Raw genomic sequence first — 15,973 nt, forward strand, 5'->3', positions numbered from 1 at the left:
TAAGATAACACGACACCTTAAATGACCACAACCTCCACTTCCGGCAGCAATACGACTACGCAATCGATCCACGGCCACCAGGCAAAAATCATGGTGGTCGATGACGATGTGCGACTGCGCGATCTGCTGCGCCGCTACCTGACTGAACAGGGTTTCAATGTCTTCACGGCTGAGAGCGCTACGGCCATGAACAAGCTGTGGCTGCGCGAACGCTACGACTTGCTGGTGCTCGATTTGATGCTGCCCGGCGAAGACGGCCTGTCGATCTGCCGCCGCCTGCGCGGCGCGGGTGACCAGACACCGATCATCATGCTGACGGCCAAGGGCGAAGACGTGGACCGCATCGTGGGCCTGGAAATGGGCGCCGACGACTACCTGCCGAAACCGTTCAACCCACGCGAACTGGTGGCCCGCATCGGCGCCGTGCTGCGCCGCAAGGGTCCCGATGAAATCCCGGGCGCGCCGTCGGAAACGCCGCAAACCTTCGAATTCGGCGACTTCGTGCTGGACCTGGGCACGCGCACCCTGAAAAAGAATGGCGAAACGGTGCCCCTGACAACAGGCGAGTTTTCCGTGCTGAAAGTGTTTGCCCGCCATGCGCGCCAGCCGCTGTCGCGCGAGAAACTGATGGAACTGGCGCGTGGCCGCGAATACGAAGTATTCGACCGCAGCCTGGACGTGCAAATCTCGCGCCTGCGCAAGCTGATCGAACCCGATCCGTCGAGCCCGCTGTTCATCCAGACCGTGTGGGGCTTGGGCTACGTCTTCATCCCGGACGGACAGCCGCGCTGATCGCAGGCAAGGCATGATGAAGCTTGTTCCCGATATCAGCCTGGCGCGGCTGAAAAGCGGCCTGTTCTGGCGCACCTTTTTGCTGCTCGGCACCTTGACCACGGTCAGCATGATCACCTGGATCGGCATGATTTCCGTCATCCAGCGCGAGCCGCAGGCGCAGCAGATTTCCGCCCAGATCATTTCCGTCGTCACCATCACACATGCGGCACTGACGCACTCGGCACCCGAGTTGCGGCGCGAACTGCTGTTCGACCTCGTCAGCAATGAAGGCATCCGCATCTTCTCGCTGGAAGAGGACGACCGCATCGAGCCGCCGCCCGACAATTACCTGATGCCCGAGATCGAGGCGCAGGTGAAAGCCAAGCTGGGCAAGGACACGCGCTTTTCCGCGCGCGTCAACGGCGTGGCCGGTTTCTGGGTCAGCTTCAAGATCGACGACGACGAGTACTGGCTGATGCTGGACCGCGAGCGTTTGCGCGGCCTGACGGGCTTCCAGTGGCTGGGCTGGGCCAGCCTGGTCTCCCTGCTATCGCTGCTGGGCGCAGCCATCATTTCCAGCCTGATCAATTTACCGCTGTCGCGTTTGACGGCGGCCGCGCGCGACATCGCCAAGGGCAAGCAGCCGGCGCCGCTGCCGGAAAAAGGCCCGATCGAAATCATCGAGGCGAACCGCAGCTTCAACCAGATGGTCGATGATTTGAAGCAGGTGGAATCGGACCGCGCCGTGATTTTGGCCGGCATTTCGCACGATTTGCGCACGCCGCTGACGCGCATGCAGCTGGAAGTGGAAATGGCGAACCTGTCGGATGAGGCGCGTGTAGGCATCCAGTCCGATATCGGGCAAATGGACGCCATCATCGGCCAGTTCCTCGACTATGCCAAGCCGACGGAAGCGTCGAGCTTTACGAACGTGGACCTGAGCGGCTTGCTGAGCGACATGACGCGCGAAGCGATGCGCCTGCCGGACGTGAAGATGAATGCCACCATCGCGGAAGGCGCGCATGCGATGGGCAATCCCACCGACTTGCGCCGCGTGCTGAACAACCTGGTCGAGAATGCACGCCGCTATGGCAAGACGCCGGGCAGCGACATGACGGAAATCGATATCGCCTGCCAGGTGCGCACCAGCCACGGCGTGAAAAAGGTGATTATCGAGGTGCAGGACCACGGCACGGGCGTGCCGGCGGAAAAGATCGAGCAACTGTTGAAACCGTTCACCCGCCTCGACACGGCACGCGGGCAAGCCAACGGTGCCGGCCTGGGCCTGGCCATCGTCGACCGCGTGCTGCTGCGCCATGGCGCTGACTTACAAGTGCGCAACCGCGAAGGTGGCGGCCTGGCGTTTCAGATCAGCTTGCCAGCGGCGTAAGCTAACACACCGGGGTCAGTCCCGTCGGGCCTGACCCCGGTGATTAAACCGACGCCTGCTCCGGCGCCAGCAATTTATTCATCAACAATTCCGTCGCCCCGTAGCCGTACAGCGAATCGCTTTCCATGCCCGGCGTATCGAAGGGTATCGATTCCTCACGGTTCAACTTGGCAGGGTCCGCGTCCGCATAGATGGCGCGCCAGGCGCGCTGCAAGGATTCATTGCGGCGGATAAAGGCCGGCATGGGCCAGGCATCGCGCTCCCAGTGGTGGCTGTCACCCAGCAGGGGCCAGCGCTCGTTGAGCAGGGCCATGTCGCCCGTGCGCAGGCGGCGCACGGCCTGTTCCGGCCGCAAGCCTTCCAGTTCGTCCAGCGCAGGCAGGCTGTCGCGCTTCGGCCCGAACATGTACGCCAGCATGATGCGCCCGGAAGGCGCCCTGCGCGCCACCACGCCGACGGCATAGCCGCCGCCCGGCAGGGGCACGGCAAACCAGCTGCCTTCTCGGTATGGTAATGATCTCATCGTTGCAAACTCTCCCAAAAACGTGTTCGGGGCACAGTCTACGCGATGCAAGGCGAAAGTGGCGCATGGTACGCCACGGCAACAAACCAATAGTTACACTATTTTCTCGTCATAATGATACTGGGCAACAATCGGCCCCGCCTTGAACAGCGCTTCCTTCATGGCCGTGTCCAGGCGCGCGTCGCGGCGGCGCATCCATTCGAGCAGCATGGCCGCTTCCTTGCGGCTGGTGTCGCCTGCATGCGCCAGCACGCGGCGCAGTTCCGGGTCCGTGCACGCCTCGAAACGCTGGCTGTTCAAATCCAGCGCCTGCAGCGCGGCGATGGTGGCGCCGATGGCGCGGTGCATGTCGAGTGCCGTGGCCGGCAAGCCCGCTTCTTCCAGTGGGACGGTGGTCATGCGCATTCCTTTTCGCGTGGTGGTGACATCGGCTGCATTCTCCACCGCGCGGGCGAAAAGCTCAAGCGTCCACGACACGTTTCCACCCGTTCGGCCATAATCATGGCTCAGCAACAGCCTAAACTTCAGCGGCAGGAGCCCCATGTTCAATTTCGACTTTTACAATCCAACGCAAATCCTCTTCGGCCAGGGCCAGATCGCCGCCATCGCCGGCCTGATCCCGCCGCAGGCGCGGGTCCTGATGACCTACGGCGGCGGCAGTATCAAGCAGAACGGCGTCTACGATGAAGTCAGGGCAGCGCTGGCCGGCCATACGGTGCTCGAATTTGCCGGCATCGAACCCAATCCCAGCTATGAAACCCTGATGCAGGCCGTGGCCATGGTGAAAAACGAGCGCATCGACTTCCTGCTGGCCGTCGGCGGCGGCTCCGTGGTCGATGGCACCAAGTTCATCGCCGCCGCCGCCCTGCACGAGGGAGATGCCTGGGACATCCTGGCGAAAGGCGGCAAGATCGTCGAAGCCGCCCTGCCCTTCGGCACGGTGCTCACCTTGCCGGCCACGGGTTCCGAAATGAATGGCTCGGCCGTGATCACGCGCAAGGCCACGCAGGAAAAGCGCTCGTTCATGAGCCGCAAGGTCTATCCTAAATTTTCCGTGCTGGACCCGTCGAAAACGTTTACCTTGCCGCTGCGCCAGGTGGGCAATGGCGTCGTCGATGCGTTTGCGCATGTCATGGAACAGTATCTGACCTACCCCGTCAATGCCTCCGTGCAGGACCGTTTCGCCGAAGGCATTCTGCTGACGCTGATCGAGGAAGGCCCGAAAGCCCTGTCGCACCCGGACGACTACGATGTGCGCGCCAACGTGATGTGGAGCGCCACCCTGGCCTTGAACGGCCTGATCGGCGTGGGCGTGCCGCAGGACTGGTCCACGCATGCCATCGGCCACGAATTGACGGCCCTGTATGAACTTGACCACGCGCAAACCCTGGCCATCATCCTGCCCAGCATGCTACGCGTGCGCAAGCAGGCCAAGCGCGCCAAGCTGCTGCAATATGCGGCCCGCGTGTGGGGCCTCGATGGCGGCGACGAGGATGGCCGCATCGAGGCGGCCATCGCGCGCACGGAATTTTTCTTCCGCCACATGGGCGTCAAGACGCGCCTGGCCGACTACGGCCTGAATCACGCCAGCGTGGACGCCGTCGTGGCCGCCCTGGAAACGCACGGCATGACGGCGCTGGGCGAACAGCGCGACATCACGCCAGCCGTCAGCCGCAAGGTGCTGGAACTGAGCTTGTAGAAGCTGCCCACACTGTTGTAAAACGGTCAGCCAGTTGGGACAGCTGGCCGTGCTTCATGCTAAGCTGTCAACCGCTAGGGGTCCTGGAGCAGTCATCCGGGTGAGAGATACCCTTCGTACCTGATCTGGATAATGCCAGCGAAGGAAAGCGCAAAGTACCTCCCTCCTTTGATAGCTCCTGCGTTGGCGCCAGCCGAACAAGCAGCCTGCCGTGCTCTTTCGCAAGAGACGGCTTGAACCACGAGCAATCTATGTCCACACCGAATTTATCTGTTTCCATTTTGACCCTGGCCATCCTGCACGCGTTTGCCGCGCCCGCCCTGGCCGCGATTGACACCGCCGAAGCGCAGGCCGACACGCAAAGCATGGCCGAAGTCGTCGTCACGGCCAGCAAGGCACCGGCCGCCAAGCGCGCCTCCGTGGGCGGTTTTTCCGACGCACCCCTGCTGCAGACGCCGGCGTCCGTCACCGTCATTTCGCAAAAAGACATGCAGGACTTGCAAATCCGCAATCTCAGCGATGCCGTCAAGCTCGACACCAGCATCAACGACGCCTACAACGCCGTCGGCTATGCGGAGCAATTTTCCATCCGCGGCTTCAAGCTCGACAATAATTCCAGCTACCGCAAGGATGGCGTGGCCATTCCTGGCGACACCCAAATTCCGCTGGAAAACAAGGAGCGCATCGAAGTCCTGAAGGGCCTGGCCGGCTTGCAGGCAGGCGTGGCCGCGCCCGGTGGCGTGATCGACTTCATCGTCAAACGCCCCACCGCCGCGCCATTGCGCACGGTCACCGTGGAAGCGCGCGAACGGGGCACCCTGTACGGCGCCGTCGACCTGGGCGGCCGCCTGGAAGACACGCGCTTCGGCTACCGCGTCAACGTGGCAGCCGAGCGCCTGCGCTCTTACATCAAGGGCGCGGACGGCAACCGCAAGTTCATTTCCGGCGCCTTCGACTGGCAAATCTCGCCGCAAGCGCTGCTGCAACTGGACGCCGACTACCAGGACAAGGCGCAGGCGACGGCGCCCGGCTTCCAGCTGCTGAACAATAAAACCTTGCCAACCGGCATCAGCGCCGACGCCATGCTCAACCTGCAGCCGTGGACGCGCCCCGTGGAAACGGTCACCAGCAATATCGGCCTGCGCTTCCAGTATGCATTCAATGACGACTGGCACGCCACCTTGTCGGCCAACCAGCACTCGTTCAAGCGCGACGACTACACAGCCTTCCCGTATGGTTGCAGCGGACAAGACCTGTACCCTGGCTTCTGCGGCAATGGCGACTACGACGTGTATGACTACCGCAGCCTGGGCGAGACGAAAAAGCCCCTGAGCGCGCAAGCCATGATCCAGGGCAAGTTCGCCACCGGCGCCCTGCGCCACGAATTGACGGCCGGCGTATCGACCTTCCGCCGCAAGGACCGCGCCGGCCTGTACGTGTACGACTGGGTGGGCGTGAGCAACATCTATCAGCCGCAAATCGTCGGCACCTCGCCCGGCGTCACGGGTCCCGTGCGCCTGGTGCGCAAGGATACGGAAAACGCCGTCTTCGTGCAGGATATCGTCAGCCTGGCGCCGAACTGGAAGCTGCATGGCGGCTTGCGCCATATCAATGTCGACGGCTACCAGTATGTGTTGAAAGCCGACACGGAAATCCGCGCCAAACACGACTTCCTGCTGCCCAACGTAGCGCTCGTCTACACCCCGCTCGACAATGTCTCCGTGTATGCGGCCTACTCGCAGGGCATGGAACATGGCGGCACGGCCGACCGCAAGGCGATGAATGCCAACGTAGAGCTGACGCCCAGCCGCTCGAAGCAGATCGAATTCGGCGTGAAGATGGATGTGACGCCGGACTTCATGGTCGCGGCCAGCCTGTTCCAGATCCGCAAGGGCCTGGAATTCCAGAACGCCGCCGGCTACTTCGTGCGTGAAGGCCAGGCGCAGCACCGTGGCCTGGAATTATCCGCGCAAGGCAAGGCGACCCGCGACCTGAACCTGGGCGTCTCGCTCACGGCCCTGAACAGCCAGCAATCGAACACGGGCGAAGCGTCGCTTGACGGCAAGCGCGTGCCCAACGTGCCCGCCTTCAAGGCGGCCGTGCATGCGGATTATGCCGTACAACAGGTGGCCGGCTTGAGCGTCAACGGTAGCTGGGAATATGCGGGCAAGAAAGCGTTTGAGTACAACAACACCACTTTCGTGCCGTCGTACCACGTGTTCAACCTGGGCGCCGCCTACGCCACGCGCATCGCCGGCAAGACAGCCGTGCTGCGCGCCGCCGTCAACAACGTGGCCGACAAGTTCTACTGGCGCGACGTGACGCCGGAGTCCGATGGTTATCTGTACCCGGGCGCCAGCCGCACGTTCAAGGTATCGGCTCAGTTTGACTTTTAATTGAGGGAAATGGCAGGCGCTGCAGCGAGCGCCTGCTGTAACAAAGGCGCCGCCTGTTCCAGGCGCGCCTCCAGGTTGTCGTGCAAGACGTGGTAGACGATGCCGCGCGCGTCGAGCTCGTCGAGCAGATAGCGGTAGATCAGCTGGCGCACGGCTTCCGACTCGCGCTGCAAGCCGTCGGCCACCCACGGGCTGTCGGGCGCCGTCACCAACGTCACGTCGTACTGCGTGGCATCGGCCAGCGCCGCCAGCTGCGCGTCCGCACCATCAAAATAATGGCGGCTGTAGACCACCGTCATCAAGGGCGTCGTGTCACAAAACAGGAATTGTTTGGCTTGCGCGGCGGCGGCCGCTTCGCGTTCGACTTGCGTAAGCGCAATACCATACTGGTCGGCTGCGACAGGCACCCTGCCCTGCGTCTCGACGAATTCGCGCAAGTATTCCGGCACCCAGACGCTGCCGTAGCGCTCGGCCAGGGCGGCCGCCAGGGTCGACTTGCCCGACGATTCCGCGCCCAGGATCGCCACGCGCACGCAAGGCGCCATCACTTGAGGACCATGGCATCGGGCGCGGCCGGTGCCGACTTTCTCCACGCCAGCAAACCGATGATGGCCATCACGACGAAGAAGGCATACAGCACAGCCGTCAGAGTCAGGCCCTTGTGCAGGTACAGCCAGACATACAGCACGTCGACGATGATCCAGGCGATCCAGTTTTCCAGCTTCTTGCGCGACAACAGGAATTGCCCCACCAGGCTGCCTGCCGTGAGGAAACCATCCGCATGGGGCACGTCCGTGTCCGTCGTCGTCAGCAGCCAGGCGATGAGCAGGAAGCCGACCAGCCAGCCAGCAGCGCAGGCCAGCCAGCCGCGTCCATTCAGACGCGTGACGGGCAGGGTCTTGCCGCCGCTGGCCGGATGCAGCCACTGGTACCAGCCCCAGAACGAGACGCTGATGAACAGCAGTTGCAAGGCCATGTCGCCATACAGGCGCGACTCGAAAAAGACGAAACCGTAGGCAGCCGAGGAAATGATGGCGAACAGCCACGCCCAGTGATTCTGGCGGATATTCAGCGCAACGGTTGTCAGTGCCAGGACAAAGGAAATCAGTTCAAGCGGCGTGGTGGCAAAACCCAGCAGGAGAAGCGTATCGTTCATGGGAATCGTGATGAGGCTGGTGGCGCAGTATGCAATACCGGCCATGAATAAGCAAGATTGCCCGCAGCGTCACGCCCCTTTCTCCCTCAGGCAAAGCCCCCCCTGACGGCGCGCGCCAGCGAACGCTGCACGATCAGCTTGTGGAAAGGCCGGATCAGCAGGATGTAAGCGCGTCCCACCCTATTGTGGCAATGCACGACGCTGGACACGGTGACGCTGCCATGCCGCCCCGCGCCCCGGTTGCGCAGCACCGACAGGCGGAAATCCAGGTGGCTGTCATCTTCACCCACGATGATTTCATCCGCGCTGCGCGCATAGATGCGGAAGATGCCGATGCGCTCGCCTGGCTTGGCTTCCATCTGCCTGGCCGTCTTGATGCCGAAGCGCGCCACGATGACGTCGCGCAGCACCATCAGGCTCTGCGCCCAGTCCGGCTGGCTGCCCAGCAGGATGCGCGCCAGGCTTTCCATGTCCAGCTCGCGGGCGCGCGCGTTCGGCAGGTCGACGGCATACGCATCGGCCAAGTTGCTGCCCGGGTACAAGGGGGCGATGCTGGCGCCGGGCGGCAAGGCCACGGCGCGGACGGCGATGTTCATCTCTTGCATGTGCTCTCCATGTGTTCAGTGATAACATGAACATCATACACGACAATGTGAACAGCGATAACATAGAATGACAACAACGAGTACCTATCATCACGGCAACTTGCGCGACACCCTGGTCGCCACCGCCATCGCGCAACTGGCGCAGCAGCACGACGCCGCCCTCTCCCTGCGCGAACTGGCGCGCACGGTGGGCGTGTCGATCGCCGCTGTCTACCGGCACTTCCCCAGCAAGGAAGCCTTGCTGGCCGACGTGGCGGCGGCTGGCTTCGCCAGCCTGATCGTGAAATGGGAGGCAGAACTGCCGCCGCCGGGCAGCCTGCCCGCCGAGCAGCGTTTTCAGCTGCTGGGCCAGCAATACATCGAATTCGCCCTGGCCGCGCCTGCCCACTACCGCCTGATGTTCGAACACCAGGATGTGCGCCAGTTCCCTGCCCTGCTGGAAGCGGCGCAAACGTGCTTCCAGTATGTGCTGCAGACAGCCGGCGCGGCCGTGCGCGAAGCAGGCCTCGATGCGCGCTGGGACAAGGCCGCCGCCAGCGCCGGCTGGTCGCTGGGCCACGGCTACGTGATGCTGCTGCTGAGCGGGCGCCTGGCCATGGCGGACAGCGGCGACGACCTGTCGCCAGCAATGGTGCCGCGCTTTTTCCAGTTGCCGGTGGCGGCGCTGCGGCAGGCGCATCAGCAAGCGGAAGAAAAGCCGTTATGACTGCAGCAATAGACATCGCCAGAGGAGTCGACTGATAATGCAGGAAATGCAGGATCCCATGGAGTCATCTACTATCCCGGGCACCGAGGGCTATGCAGAAAACGCAGCGCAGCTCATTGCACGATACGACAACGTTACATTCCTTGATAAATACCGGCCCGTCAGTCATCTCTTGCCGACGATATCGAGCGCCGTGCTCGACATCGGCGCCGGGACAGGCGGCGACGCGGCGTGGCTTGCAAGCTCAGGCCACAAAGTGACCGCGCTTGAACCCGTTGCAGCCTTCCGCGAGGCGGGCATGAAGGCGCATGCCCTGGCCAACATCGAATGGGTGAACGACAGCCTCCCCGCTCTTTCCACGCTGGGAGCGCGCCCTGCCAGGTATGACCTTATTGTCGTCGCGGCCGTCTGGATGCATCTGGCAGCGGAAGAAAGGATCGAGGCGATGGGCAATATCAGCAAGTTGCTCAAGCCCTTCGCCATGCTCGTCATATCCCTGAGGCATGGCCCAGCCCCTGAAGGCCGTCGCATCTTTGATGTCTCTGCCAATGAAACGGCAGACCTCGCGATGCGATACCAGCTCAAATTGATGTTGAGTACGCAGGCGCCATCCGTTCAGCAGCAGAATCGCCAGGCGGGGGTAAGCTGGTCCTGGCTTGTCTTTGAGAAATGATTCGAGCTGAAGCAGCGTGCGCCAGGGCGTTGACAATGCGCGCATTCAGCCGAGGCTAGCCATTATTTTTTTGAAACACCATTATTTATGCATGACATATCGATAGATACGCTCTCCGTGATTGCCAGGCAATGCATTGCCGTGACGTGTCTGCAACGCTTTTGCCGGCGCTTTGACATTCATCATCCGGCACTGTCCGCGTTCGCCGGGCACGTGTGGGAAGTGGCGCAGGTCCAGCCTGGGGATTTTGCAGCCTGGGAACGCGGCTTTGCATCCTTGGCAGTGACGGGCATGGGAGACCCCTGGCCGGAGGACGTACGCATGGCCATACCCGGGCACCTGCTTGGCGCGCTGGAGGAACTTGTTCAGCACGATGCGGCGCTGGGGGGGCGGCTGGGGGCCGACGCTGACGGACGGGGAAATCATGCGCTGGAAAGCCCTGATATAGAAGGCCGCCGGCAATGGCGGCGGATGCTCACGTCAGGAGGCGCCGGCGCACCTGGTCGAGCAGGCGCTCCTCTTCATCGGTATCGGCATCGACTTGCGTGACCACGGTCCAGAAACGCGCGCATGTCCTGATCTGTTCGAAAGCATGGCTCGTTTCAAGCCGCACCATCGTTTTCCTGAGGCTGTGCAGATAGCCCTCTTCGATGGCGCAGAGCAGCTCGTCATCGGCGGTGTCAATCAGCTCGAGCAGCGCGCCTTCGATCCTTGCATGGCCGTCCTCCCAGAGTTGGCCCATTTCCGGCACATCGACTTCCATGCACTCGTTCGACCAGTCCGGCGGGTAATCATTGCGCTCCCTGTTATCGGGATCGGTGTCAAAACTCAAGGAAATGGATGGAAACGATACGGCGTTGAAAGCAAAGGCTGTAAATACCTGATCCTTGAAAGCGGATGCGCCAAGCACTGCCAGCGATGCGCTGGCCAGCTTGAACCAGGTCTCTTCGACGGCGTATGCCGTTTCAAACGCGTGCCAATCAAGCTGCGAATCGGGAGTCAAGGGCATGGCGGGGCCTGTCGGAAAAGAATAACGGTGGATGGTGAGGGGAATTATACGTGGCCCCCCCCCCGAGGCGGCAGGCGACTGCCACGTGTGCAGTGCGGGCGATGTGGAGACCACAAACCGGCGCATAAATGCGGCTGCTCTCCCCTGCACCGCCGCAAAAAAGCCGCATCGGCCCTGCGGCGGATGCGGCTATGCGCTAGCGCAAATTAATGCTTACTTCTTCGCGGCTTTTGCAGCCTTCGGATACTTGATCGTCATTTCCTTGAGCAAGTTATCCGCGTGGTCCACTTCCTGCATCACCCACAGCATGTAGCGGATGTCGAGGTGGATGGCGCGCGTGATGGCCGTGTCGAAGTACCAGTCCTTGGTGATCGATTCATACGTCGAATCGAAGTTCAGGCCGATCAGCTCGCCACGCTTGTTCATCACGGCCGAGCCGGAATTGCCGCCCGTGGTGTCCGCGCTGGTGAGGAAGTTGACGGGAACCGTGCCCAGCACCGGGTCGCGGAACTGGCCGTAGCGTTTTTCCTTGACGGCGTCGAGCAGCGCTTGCGGCGCTTCGAACGGGGCCTTGCCCGTGAATTTCTCGACGATGCCTTCCACGGTCGTGAACGGGCCCTTGGTGATGCCGTCGCGCGGCGAGTACGGCGATACCGTGCCGTACGTGACGCGCAGGGTCGAGTTGGCGTCAGGATACACCGGCTTGCCTTGCGATTTCTTCCAGGCAATCACGGCTTGCATGTATTGCGGAATCACGCGTTCCAGGTTGCCGTCGATTTCCTTGCGGCGCTCTTCCAGCGCCGCCTCGACCGGCTGCAACTTGATGGCCAGCTGCATGAAGGCGTCGTCGGACTGGGCAACAGCGGCCTGGTCCTTTTCCAGCCAGGCAAGGCGCTTGGCCGTGTCAGCCAGTTGCGTCTGCTGGTACAGGGCCGCTACGGCGCCTGGCGCCGGCAGCAGCGCGTCCAGGCCTTGCGGATGGCTCTTCGCCGCCAGCTGCGCGTAACGCTTCAGGCCCGCTTCAAAACGCGCCTGGTCGACCTTGTTGACATACGACTGCTCCAGACGCGCCAGACGGGCCTTGATGAAGGCCAGATCGCGCTGCTGGAAGCCCGATTCGCGCTCGGCGTCCGCTTTCTGGCGCTCCAGCGACAAACGGTAGATGGTGCGCGCGCTTTTCAGCAAGTCGCTGTTGGTGGCCACCGACCAGGCGAACTCTTCTTCGCTCAAGGCCATGTCGCTGGCGATCGCCGCATCCAGTTCGGCCAGCAGGGTGGTCGAGACGTTCGGCTGCTTCGCATACCAGGCGCGGAATTCGGCATCCTGCACATCCTTGATGGCGGCGATGTCCTTGCGGGCGAAACCGTCGAGCAAGCCCTGGGTTTTCTTCAGTACGTTGTTGATGCCTTTCACCACGCTCGCATAGCGCACGGCAGCGGCCGCATCACCATTCGTGGCGTCGGCCATCACGGCCAGGTCAGCTTGCAGTTCGGATACTTTCAGGGGAAAGGCCGTGTCGCGCGCGAAGCGGATTTCCGCCGGCAGCTTGTAGCGGCTGGTGCGGCCGGGGTAGCCCGCCAGCAAGATGCCGTCACCGGCTTTCAAGCCTTCGGCCGAGACCACCAGGAAGTCCTTCGATTTGTACGGCACGTTATCGGGCGACGGGTCGGCCGGACGGCCATCCTTGCCCACGTAGGCGCGCAGGAACGAGTAGTCGCCCGTGTGGCGCGGCCATTCGTAGTTGTCGATGTCGCCGCCGAAGTTGCCGATCTTGTCCGATGGCGCGTACACCAGGCGCACGTCGCGTATCATCATCTGGCGGATGCGGTAGTACTCGAGGCCGCGGTGGAAGGCGGGCACGGAGCAGCGGTACATCTTGTCCGTTTCGCATTCGGCGATCAGGTCCTTGACGCGCTTTTCCACGGCTTCGTGGCGCGCGCGGCCGCTCATGTCGGCCGTCAAGCCTTTCAGCACGCGCTCGCTGACGTTCTCTACCTTGTCCGTCACATACACCAGGCTGTTCGGACCGCCCGGCAGCTCGCTGGCGCGCGTCTTGGCCAGGAAGCCGTTGGTGATGTAATTGTGTTCTGGCGTGGAATTGCGCTGCACGGCGCCGTAGGCGCAATGGTGGTTCGTCACCACCAGGCCTGCGTCGGAGACGAAAGCGGCCGAGCAGCCACCCAGCGACACGATGGCGCTCATCGGGTGCTTGCTCAGGTCGGCCAGTTTTTCTGCAGGAATGTCGATGCCGACCCGTTTCAGTTCGGCTTTCAGCTGTGGCAGTTGGTGTGGTTGCCACTGCCCTTCGTCGGCGTGTGCGCCGGCGAACGCGCCCAGTAAGGCGACTGGTAAAACTATTGTTTTGAACAAGATATGCCCCTCCATAAATAGCAGGCGAAAGTATAGCCTGTCCAGGGGGCCTGAGTCGCCAAAAATTAACCCATTGCAATTTCTGTATCAGGCGGCCGGCCGCCCCGCCCCCGGCAAGGGAATCTGCAGGGACAAACGGCAACCGGCGCCCGACGCCGGCAGGCCCACCTCGAAGTGGCCGCCCAGCGCCGTCACCCGCTCGGCAATGCCGATCAGGCCAAAGCACTGCTTTTTGCGCTGCTGCTGCGGCGTGATGCCGATGCCGTTGTCGCTGATGGCCACGTACACGGCGCAGGCATCCGAACTGAGCTCGATCTCGACCTGGCTGGCCTGGGCGTGGCGCATGACGTTGCTGAGCGCTTCCTGCACGATGCGGAACAGCACGATCTCGACCTGGCTGCCGATGGTGGCAAACAGGGCCTCGTCGCGTATCAGCAGGCGGCAAGCGACGCCGCTGCGCTTGCGGAAATCGCCCACCTGCCATTCGATGGCGGCCTGCAAACCCAGGTCCAGCGCCATCGGGCGCAGCTCGTTCATGATGCCGCGCACGCTCTTGATGGTGGTGTCGACATTGCTGAGCACAGCGCCGACCCGGCGGTGCAGGCGCGGATGGGAACCTTCGGTGCGCGCGCTGAGCATGGAAATATCGATGCGCAGCGCCAGCAGGTTTTGCCCCAGTTCATCGTGGATATCGCGCGAGATGCGCTTGCGCTCGTCTTCCTTGGCCGTTTCCAGATGCAGCGCCAGCTGGCGCAGCTGCGCATGCGACTGGCGCAGGGCGCCATCCATCAGCTTGCGTTCGGTAATGTCCGTGTGCGCCACCACCACGCGCAGCGGCTCTTCGCCAAGGAAACGGCTGATCCTGGCCTGCGACCAGCGCGGGCCTGAGCGGGTGGCAAATTCATACTCGAGCGCAAACGTGTCGGCAGTGCCGGCAATGACGGAACGGATGCCGGCGGCCAGCTCGCGCCCGGCGCTGCGCTGCCAGCGCGGGTCCGTCTCGCAAAATTCCAGGTACTGCAGCGGCCGTGGCGTTTCCCCGACAAAGGCCAGGCACGCCTGGTTGGCATGCACGACGCTGCCGGCCCGGTCCAGCACCAGCACCCGGTCCGTCAGCGAATCGATGGTGGCGTGAAAGAAACGCTCGGCATCGCGCAAGGCTTCCTGCGCCCGCTCGCGCTGGTGCACTTCCAGCTGCAGATGCTGGTTGGCTCGCAGCAATTCGGCCGTGCGGTCGATGACGCGCTGGTCCAGCTCGCGATGCAGTTCGCGCAAGTCCGCCTCGGCCAGCTTGCGCTCTGTGATATCGGAAAACACGCCGACAAAATGGCTGATGTCGCCATCCTGGTTGCGCATGGGCGTGATCGACAGCGATTCGACGAAGCGCTCGCCACTCTTGCGCCGGTTCACCAGTTCGCCATACCAGCTGCCATTCTGGTGCAGGCTGCGCCACATGGCTTTATAGAAATGCGGCAAATGCGTGCCGCCGCCGAGGAAGGACGGATCGCGTCCGATGGCTTCCTCCGCCTGGTAGCCGGTGATGGTGGTAAAGGCGGGGTTGACGGAAATGATGCGGTTGCCACTGTCGGTCACCAGCACGCCTTCGCGTATGCTGTCGAGGATGACGAAGGCGCGTTGCAAGGCCGATTCGCGCGCATGCTCGTGGCCCAGGTCCATCACCACCATGCGCGCCGTGGCGCTGGCTGCGTCGACATTGGCTTCGATGCGCACCATGCGACCCGTGCGGCCCGCTACGCCTTCGAACAGTTGCACCTCGATTACCTGACGCGCGCCGCTGCTGAAGACGGCGTCGAGGAAATGGCGGAAACCAATCTGCACCTGGGGCGCGACAAATTGCTCGAAACGCCGTCCCAGCAGCTGGCTCTTGTCACGCTGCAACAAACCGCAGGCAGCCATGTTGACACGCGTGATGATGCTCTCGCGCGCCACTGAAAAATAGCTGACGGGCGCCTGTTCATACAGCTGCGCATAAAGGTCGCGGCGGCTTTCAAATTCAGCCCTCATCTGTTCCAGTTCGCCCGGGGCCGCACTCTGCATTTCCAGTTCGATCTGCCTGAGCTGCAGCTCTTGCGTCTGACGCATCACCTCATCATTCGACTGCGGCGGCGGTATCTGCTGGCGCTGCTGCGCCAATTGCTCGGCCTGCGCCCGCAATCTGGCCGGCATGCTACCGTCGTCGAATGGTTCGCTCATGACGCCCTCTTTCCTGCTTTCCCGTCTGCTAGGGCGCCGGACTGGATCTGGCGCAGCCGGGCTTCGTGTATCTTCGCCGATTGCAACTTTTCATTGCTCACTTGCCATTCCTTCTTAGCCGGTTTGACTTCGTTGCGCGAGGTCTGGATGTCATTGCAAACAGCATGAATGTCATTGCGTGCCTGGATCAACTGCTGCGCCGGTTCCAGCACCCTGGGGTTCGGCTGCAGGCCCCGGCGCGGGGTAGCCGCCAGCGACACGTCGGCAAGCTGGTGCGCAAAGTTGTCAGGGCGCCGGGACAGCCTGGCGGATGCCGTCAGCGGTGCGAACGGCTCTGAAGAATGTCCAGGCGTGTCGGCGCTGCCCAACAGCAAAACGCCATCGCGGTTCAAGGCGTAAAGAAACAGGGGCATCAAACGCTGCTGCAGCTTGGATTTGAGGTAAATCAAGAGGTCAGG

Annotated in this window: 15 protein-coding genes and 1 riboswitch; of the genes, 6 read left to right on the plus strand and 9 right to left on the minus strand. The window is 62.6% G+C overall.

What is annotated here, in order from left to right; genetic code table 11:
• Positions 1-90 precede the first annotated feature (90 nt).
• Both ompR and ACQ4W0_RS11450 read left to right on the plus strand, forming a co-directional pair.
• Positions 91-792: an osmolarity response regulator transcription factor OmpR gene (gene ompR / locus ACQ4W0_RS11445; RefSeq protein ID WP_223278807.1), complete on the plus strand. Its 702-nt coding sequence runs from the start codon at positions 91-93 to the stop codon at positions 790-792.
• Between the two features lie 13 nt (positions 793-805).
• The gene (locus tag ACQ4W0_RS11450; protein WP_436576830.1) at positions 806-2,164 is read left to right on the plus strand and encodes a sensor histidine kinase family protein; all 1,359 of its coding nucleotides are present in this window, start codon (positions 806-808) and stop codon (positions 2,162-2,164) included.
• A gap of 43 nt (positions 2,165-2,207) precedes the next feature.
• Here the strand turns inward: ACQ4W0_RS11450 and ACQ4W0_RS11455 are convergent, their stop codons facing one another.
• Together ACQ4W0_RS11455 and ACQ4W0_RS11460 are read right to left on the minus strand one after the other, a co-directional pair.
• Positions 2,208-2,687: an Imm26 family immunity protein gene (locus ACQ4W0_RS11455; RefSeq protein ID WP_436576831.1), complete on the minus strand. Its 480-nt coding sequence runs from the start codon at positions 2,685-2,687 to the stop codon at positions 2,208-2,210.
• A gap of 93 nt (positions 2,688-2,780) precedes the next feature.
• Positions 2,781-3,086 (minus strand): ferritin family protein, encoded by a 306-nt coding sequence (locus tag ACQ4W0_RS11460; protein WP_436507582.1) that lies wholly within the window; start codon positions 3,084-3,086, stop codon positions 2,781-2,783.
• Positions 3,087-3,228: 142 nt separating this feature from the next.
• Here ACQ4W0_RS11460 and ACQ4W0_RS11465 point away from each other — a divergent pair, with 142 nt between their 5' ends.
• Together ACQ4W0_RS11465 and ACQ4W0_RS11470 are read left to right on the plus strand one after the other, a co-directional pair.
• The gene (locus tag ACQ4W0_RS11465; RefSeq protein WP_436576832.1) at positions 3,229-4,386 is read left to right on the plus strand and encodes an iron-containing alcohol dehydrogenase; all 1,158 of its coding nucleotides are present in this window, start codon (positions 3,229-3,231) and stop codon (positions 4,384-4,386) included.
• 66 nt (positions 4,387-4,452) lie between these two features.
• Positions 4,453-4,550: riboswitch (TPP riboswitch) on the plus strand.
• A gap of 87 nt (positions 4,551-4,637) precedes the next feature.
• Positions 4,638-6,782, plus strand: a complete 2,145-nt coding sequence (locus tag ACQ4W0_RS11470; protein ID WP_436576833.1) for a TonB-dependent siderophore receptor — start codon at positions 4,638-4,640, stop codon at positions 6,780-6,782.
• Here the strand turns inward: ACQ4W0_RS11470 and ACQ4W0_RS11475 are convergent.
• The 3 genes from ACQ4W0_RS11475 to ACQ4W0_RS11485 all read right to left on the minus strand — a co-directional run bounded on the left by ACQ4W0_RS11475 (position 6,779) and on the right by ACQ4W0_RS11485 (position 8,543).
• Complete coding sequence (locus ACQ4W0_RS11475) at positions 6,779-7,327, minus strand: AAA family ATPase (protein ID WP_436576994.1); 549 nt, start codon at positions 7,325-7,327, stop codon at positions 6,779-6,781. The genes ACQ4W0_RS11470 and ACQ4W0_RS11475 overlap by 4 nt on opposite strands.
• Entirely contained in the window at positions 7,327-7,938 is a 612-nt protein-coding gene (pnuC, locus tag ACQ4W0_RS11480; protein ID WP_436576834.1) for a nicotinamide riboside transporter PnuC, read from the minus strand. The genes ACQ4W0_RS11475 and pnuC overlap by 1 nt, the downstream gene beginning before the upstream one ends.
• A gap of 86 nt (positions 7,939-8,024) precedes the next feature.
• Positions 8,025-8,543, minus strand: a complete 519-nt coding sequence (locus ACQ4W0_RS11485; RefSeq protein ID WP_436576835.1) for a DUF2867 domain-containing protein — start codon at positions 8,541-8,543, stop codon at positions 8,025-8,027.
• Positions 8,544-8,610: 67 nt separating this feature from the next.
• On the opposite strand from ACQ4W0_RS11485, the gene ACQ4W0_RS11490 reads away from it, so the two are divergent.
• Together ACQ4W0_RS11490 and ACQ4W0_RS11495 are read left to right on the plus strand one after the other, a co-directional pair.
• Positions 8,611-9,249, plus strand: a complete 639-nt coding sequence (locus ACQ4W0_RS11490) for a TetR/AcrR family transcriptional regulator (protein ID WP_436576836.1) — start codon at positions 8,611-8,613, stop codon at positions 9,247-9,249.
• Positions 9,250-9,307: 58 nt separating this feature from the next.
• A complete protein-coding gene (locus ACQ4W0_RS11495) occupies positions 9,308-9,922 on the plus strand; it encodes a class I SAM-dependent methyltransferase (protein ID WP_436576837.1) in 615 nt (204 codons plus the stop codon).
• Between the two features lie 475 nt (positions 9,923-10,397).
• Here ACQ4W0_RS11495 and ACQ4W0_RS11500 read toward each other — a convergent pair whose 3' ends face one another.
• The 4 genes from ACQ4W0_RS11500 to ACQ4W0_RS11515 form a co-directional block, all read right to left on the minus strand.
• Entirely contained in the window at positions 10,398-10,931 is a 534-nt protein-coding gene (locus ACQ4W0_RS11500) for a hypothetical protein (protein WP_436576838.1), read from the minus strand.
• Between the two features lie 213 nt (positions 10,932-11,144).
• Positions 11,145-13,301: a S46 family peptidase gene (locus tag ACQ4W0_RS11505; RefSeq protein WP_436576839.1), complete on the minus strand. Its 2,157-nt coding sequence runs from the start codon at positions 13,299-13,301 to the stop codon at positions 11,145-11,147.
• 87 nt (positions 13,302-13,388) lie between these two features.
• A complete protein-coding gene (locus ACQ4W0_RS11510) occupies positions 13,389-15,515 on the minus strand; it encodes a PAS domain-containing sensor histidine kinase (RefSeq protein WP_436576840.1) in 2,127 nt (708 codons plus the stop codon).
• Entirely contained in the window at positions 15,512-15,931 is a 420-nt protein-coding gene (locus ACQ4W0_RS11515) for a hypothetical protein (protein ID WP_436576841.1), read from the minus strand. Before ACQ4W0_RS11515 ends, ACQ4W0_RS11510 begins: the two co-directional genes overlap by 4 nt.
• Between the last annotated feature and the right edge of the window lie 42 nt (positions 15,932-15,973).

This window comes from Janthinobacterium breve, assembly GCF_051380895.1.
Lineage (GTDB): Bacteria > Pseudomonadota > Gammaproteobacteria > Burkholderiales > Burkholderiaceae_D > Janthinobacterium.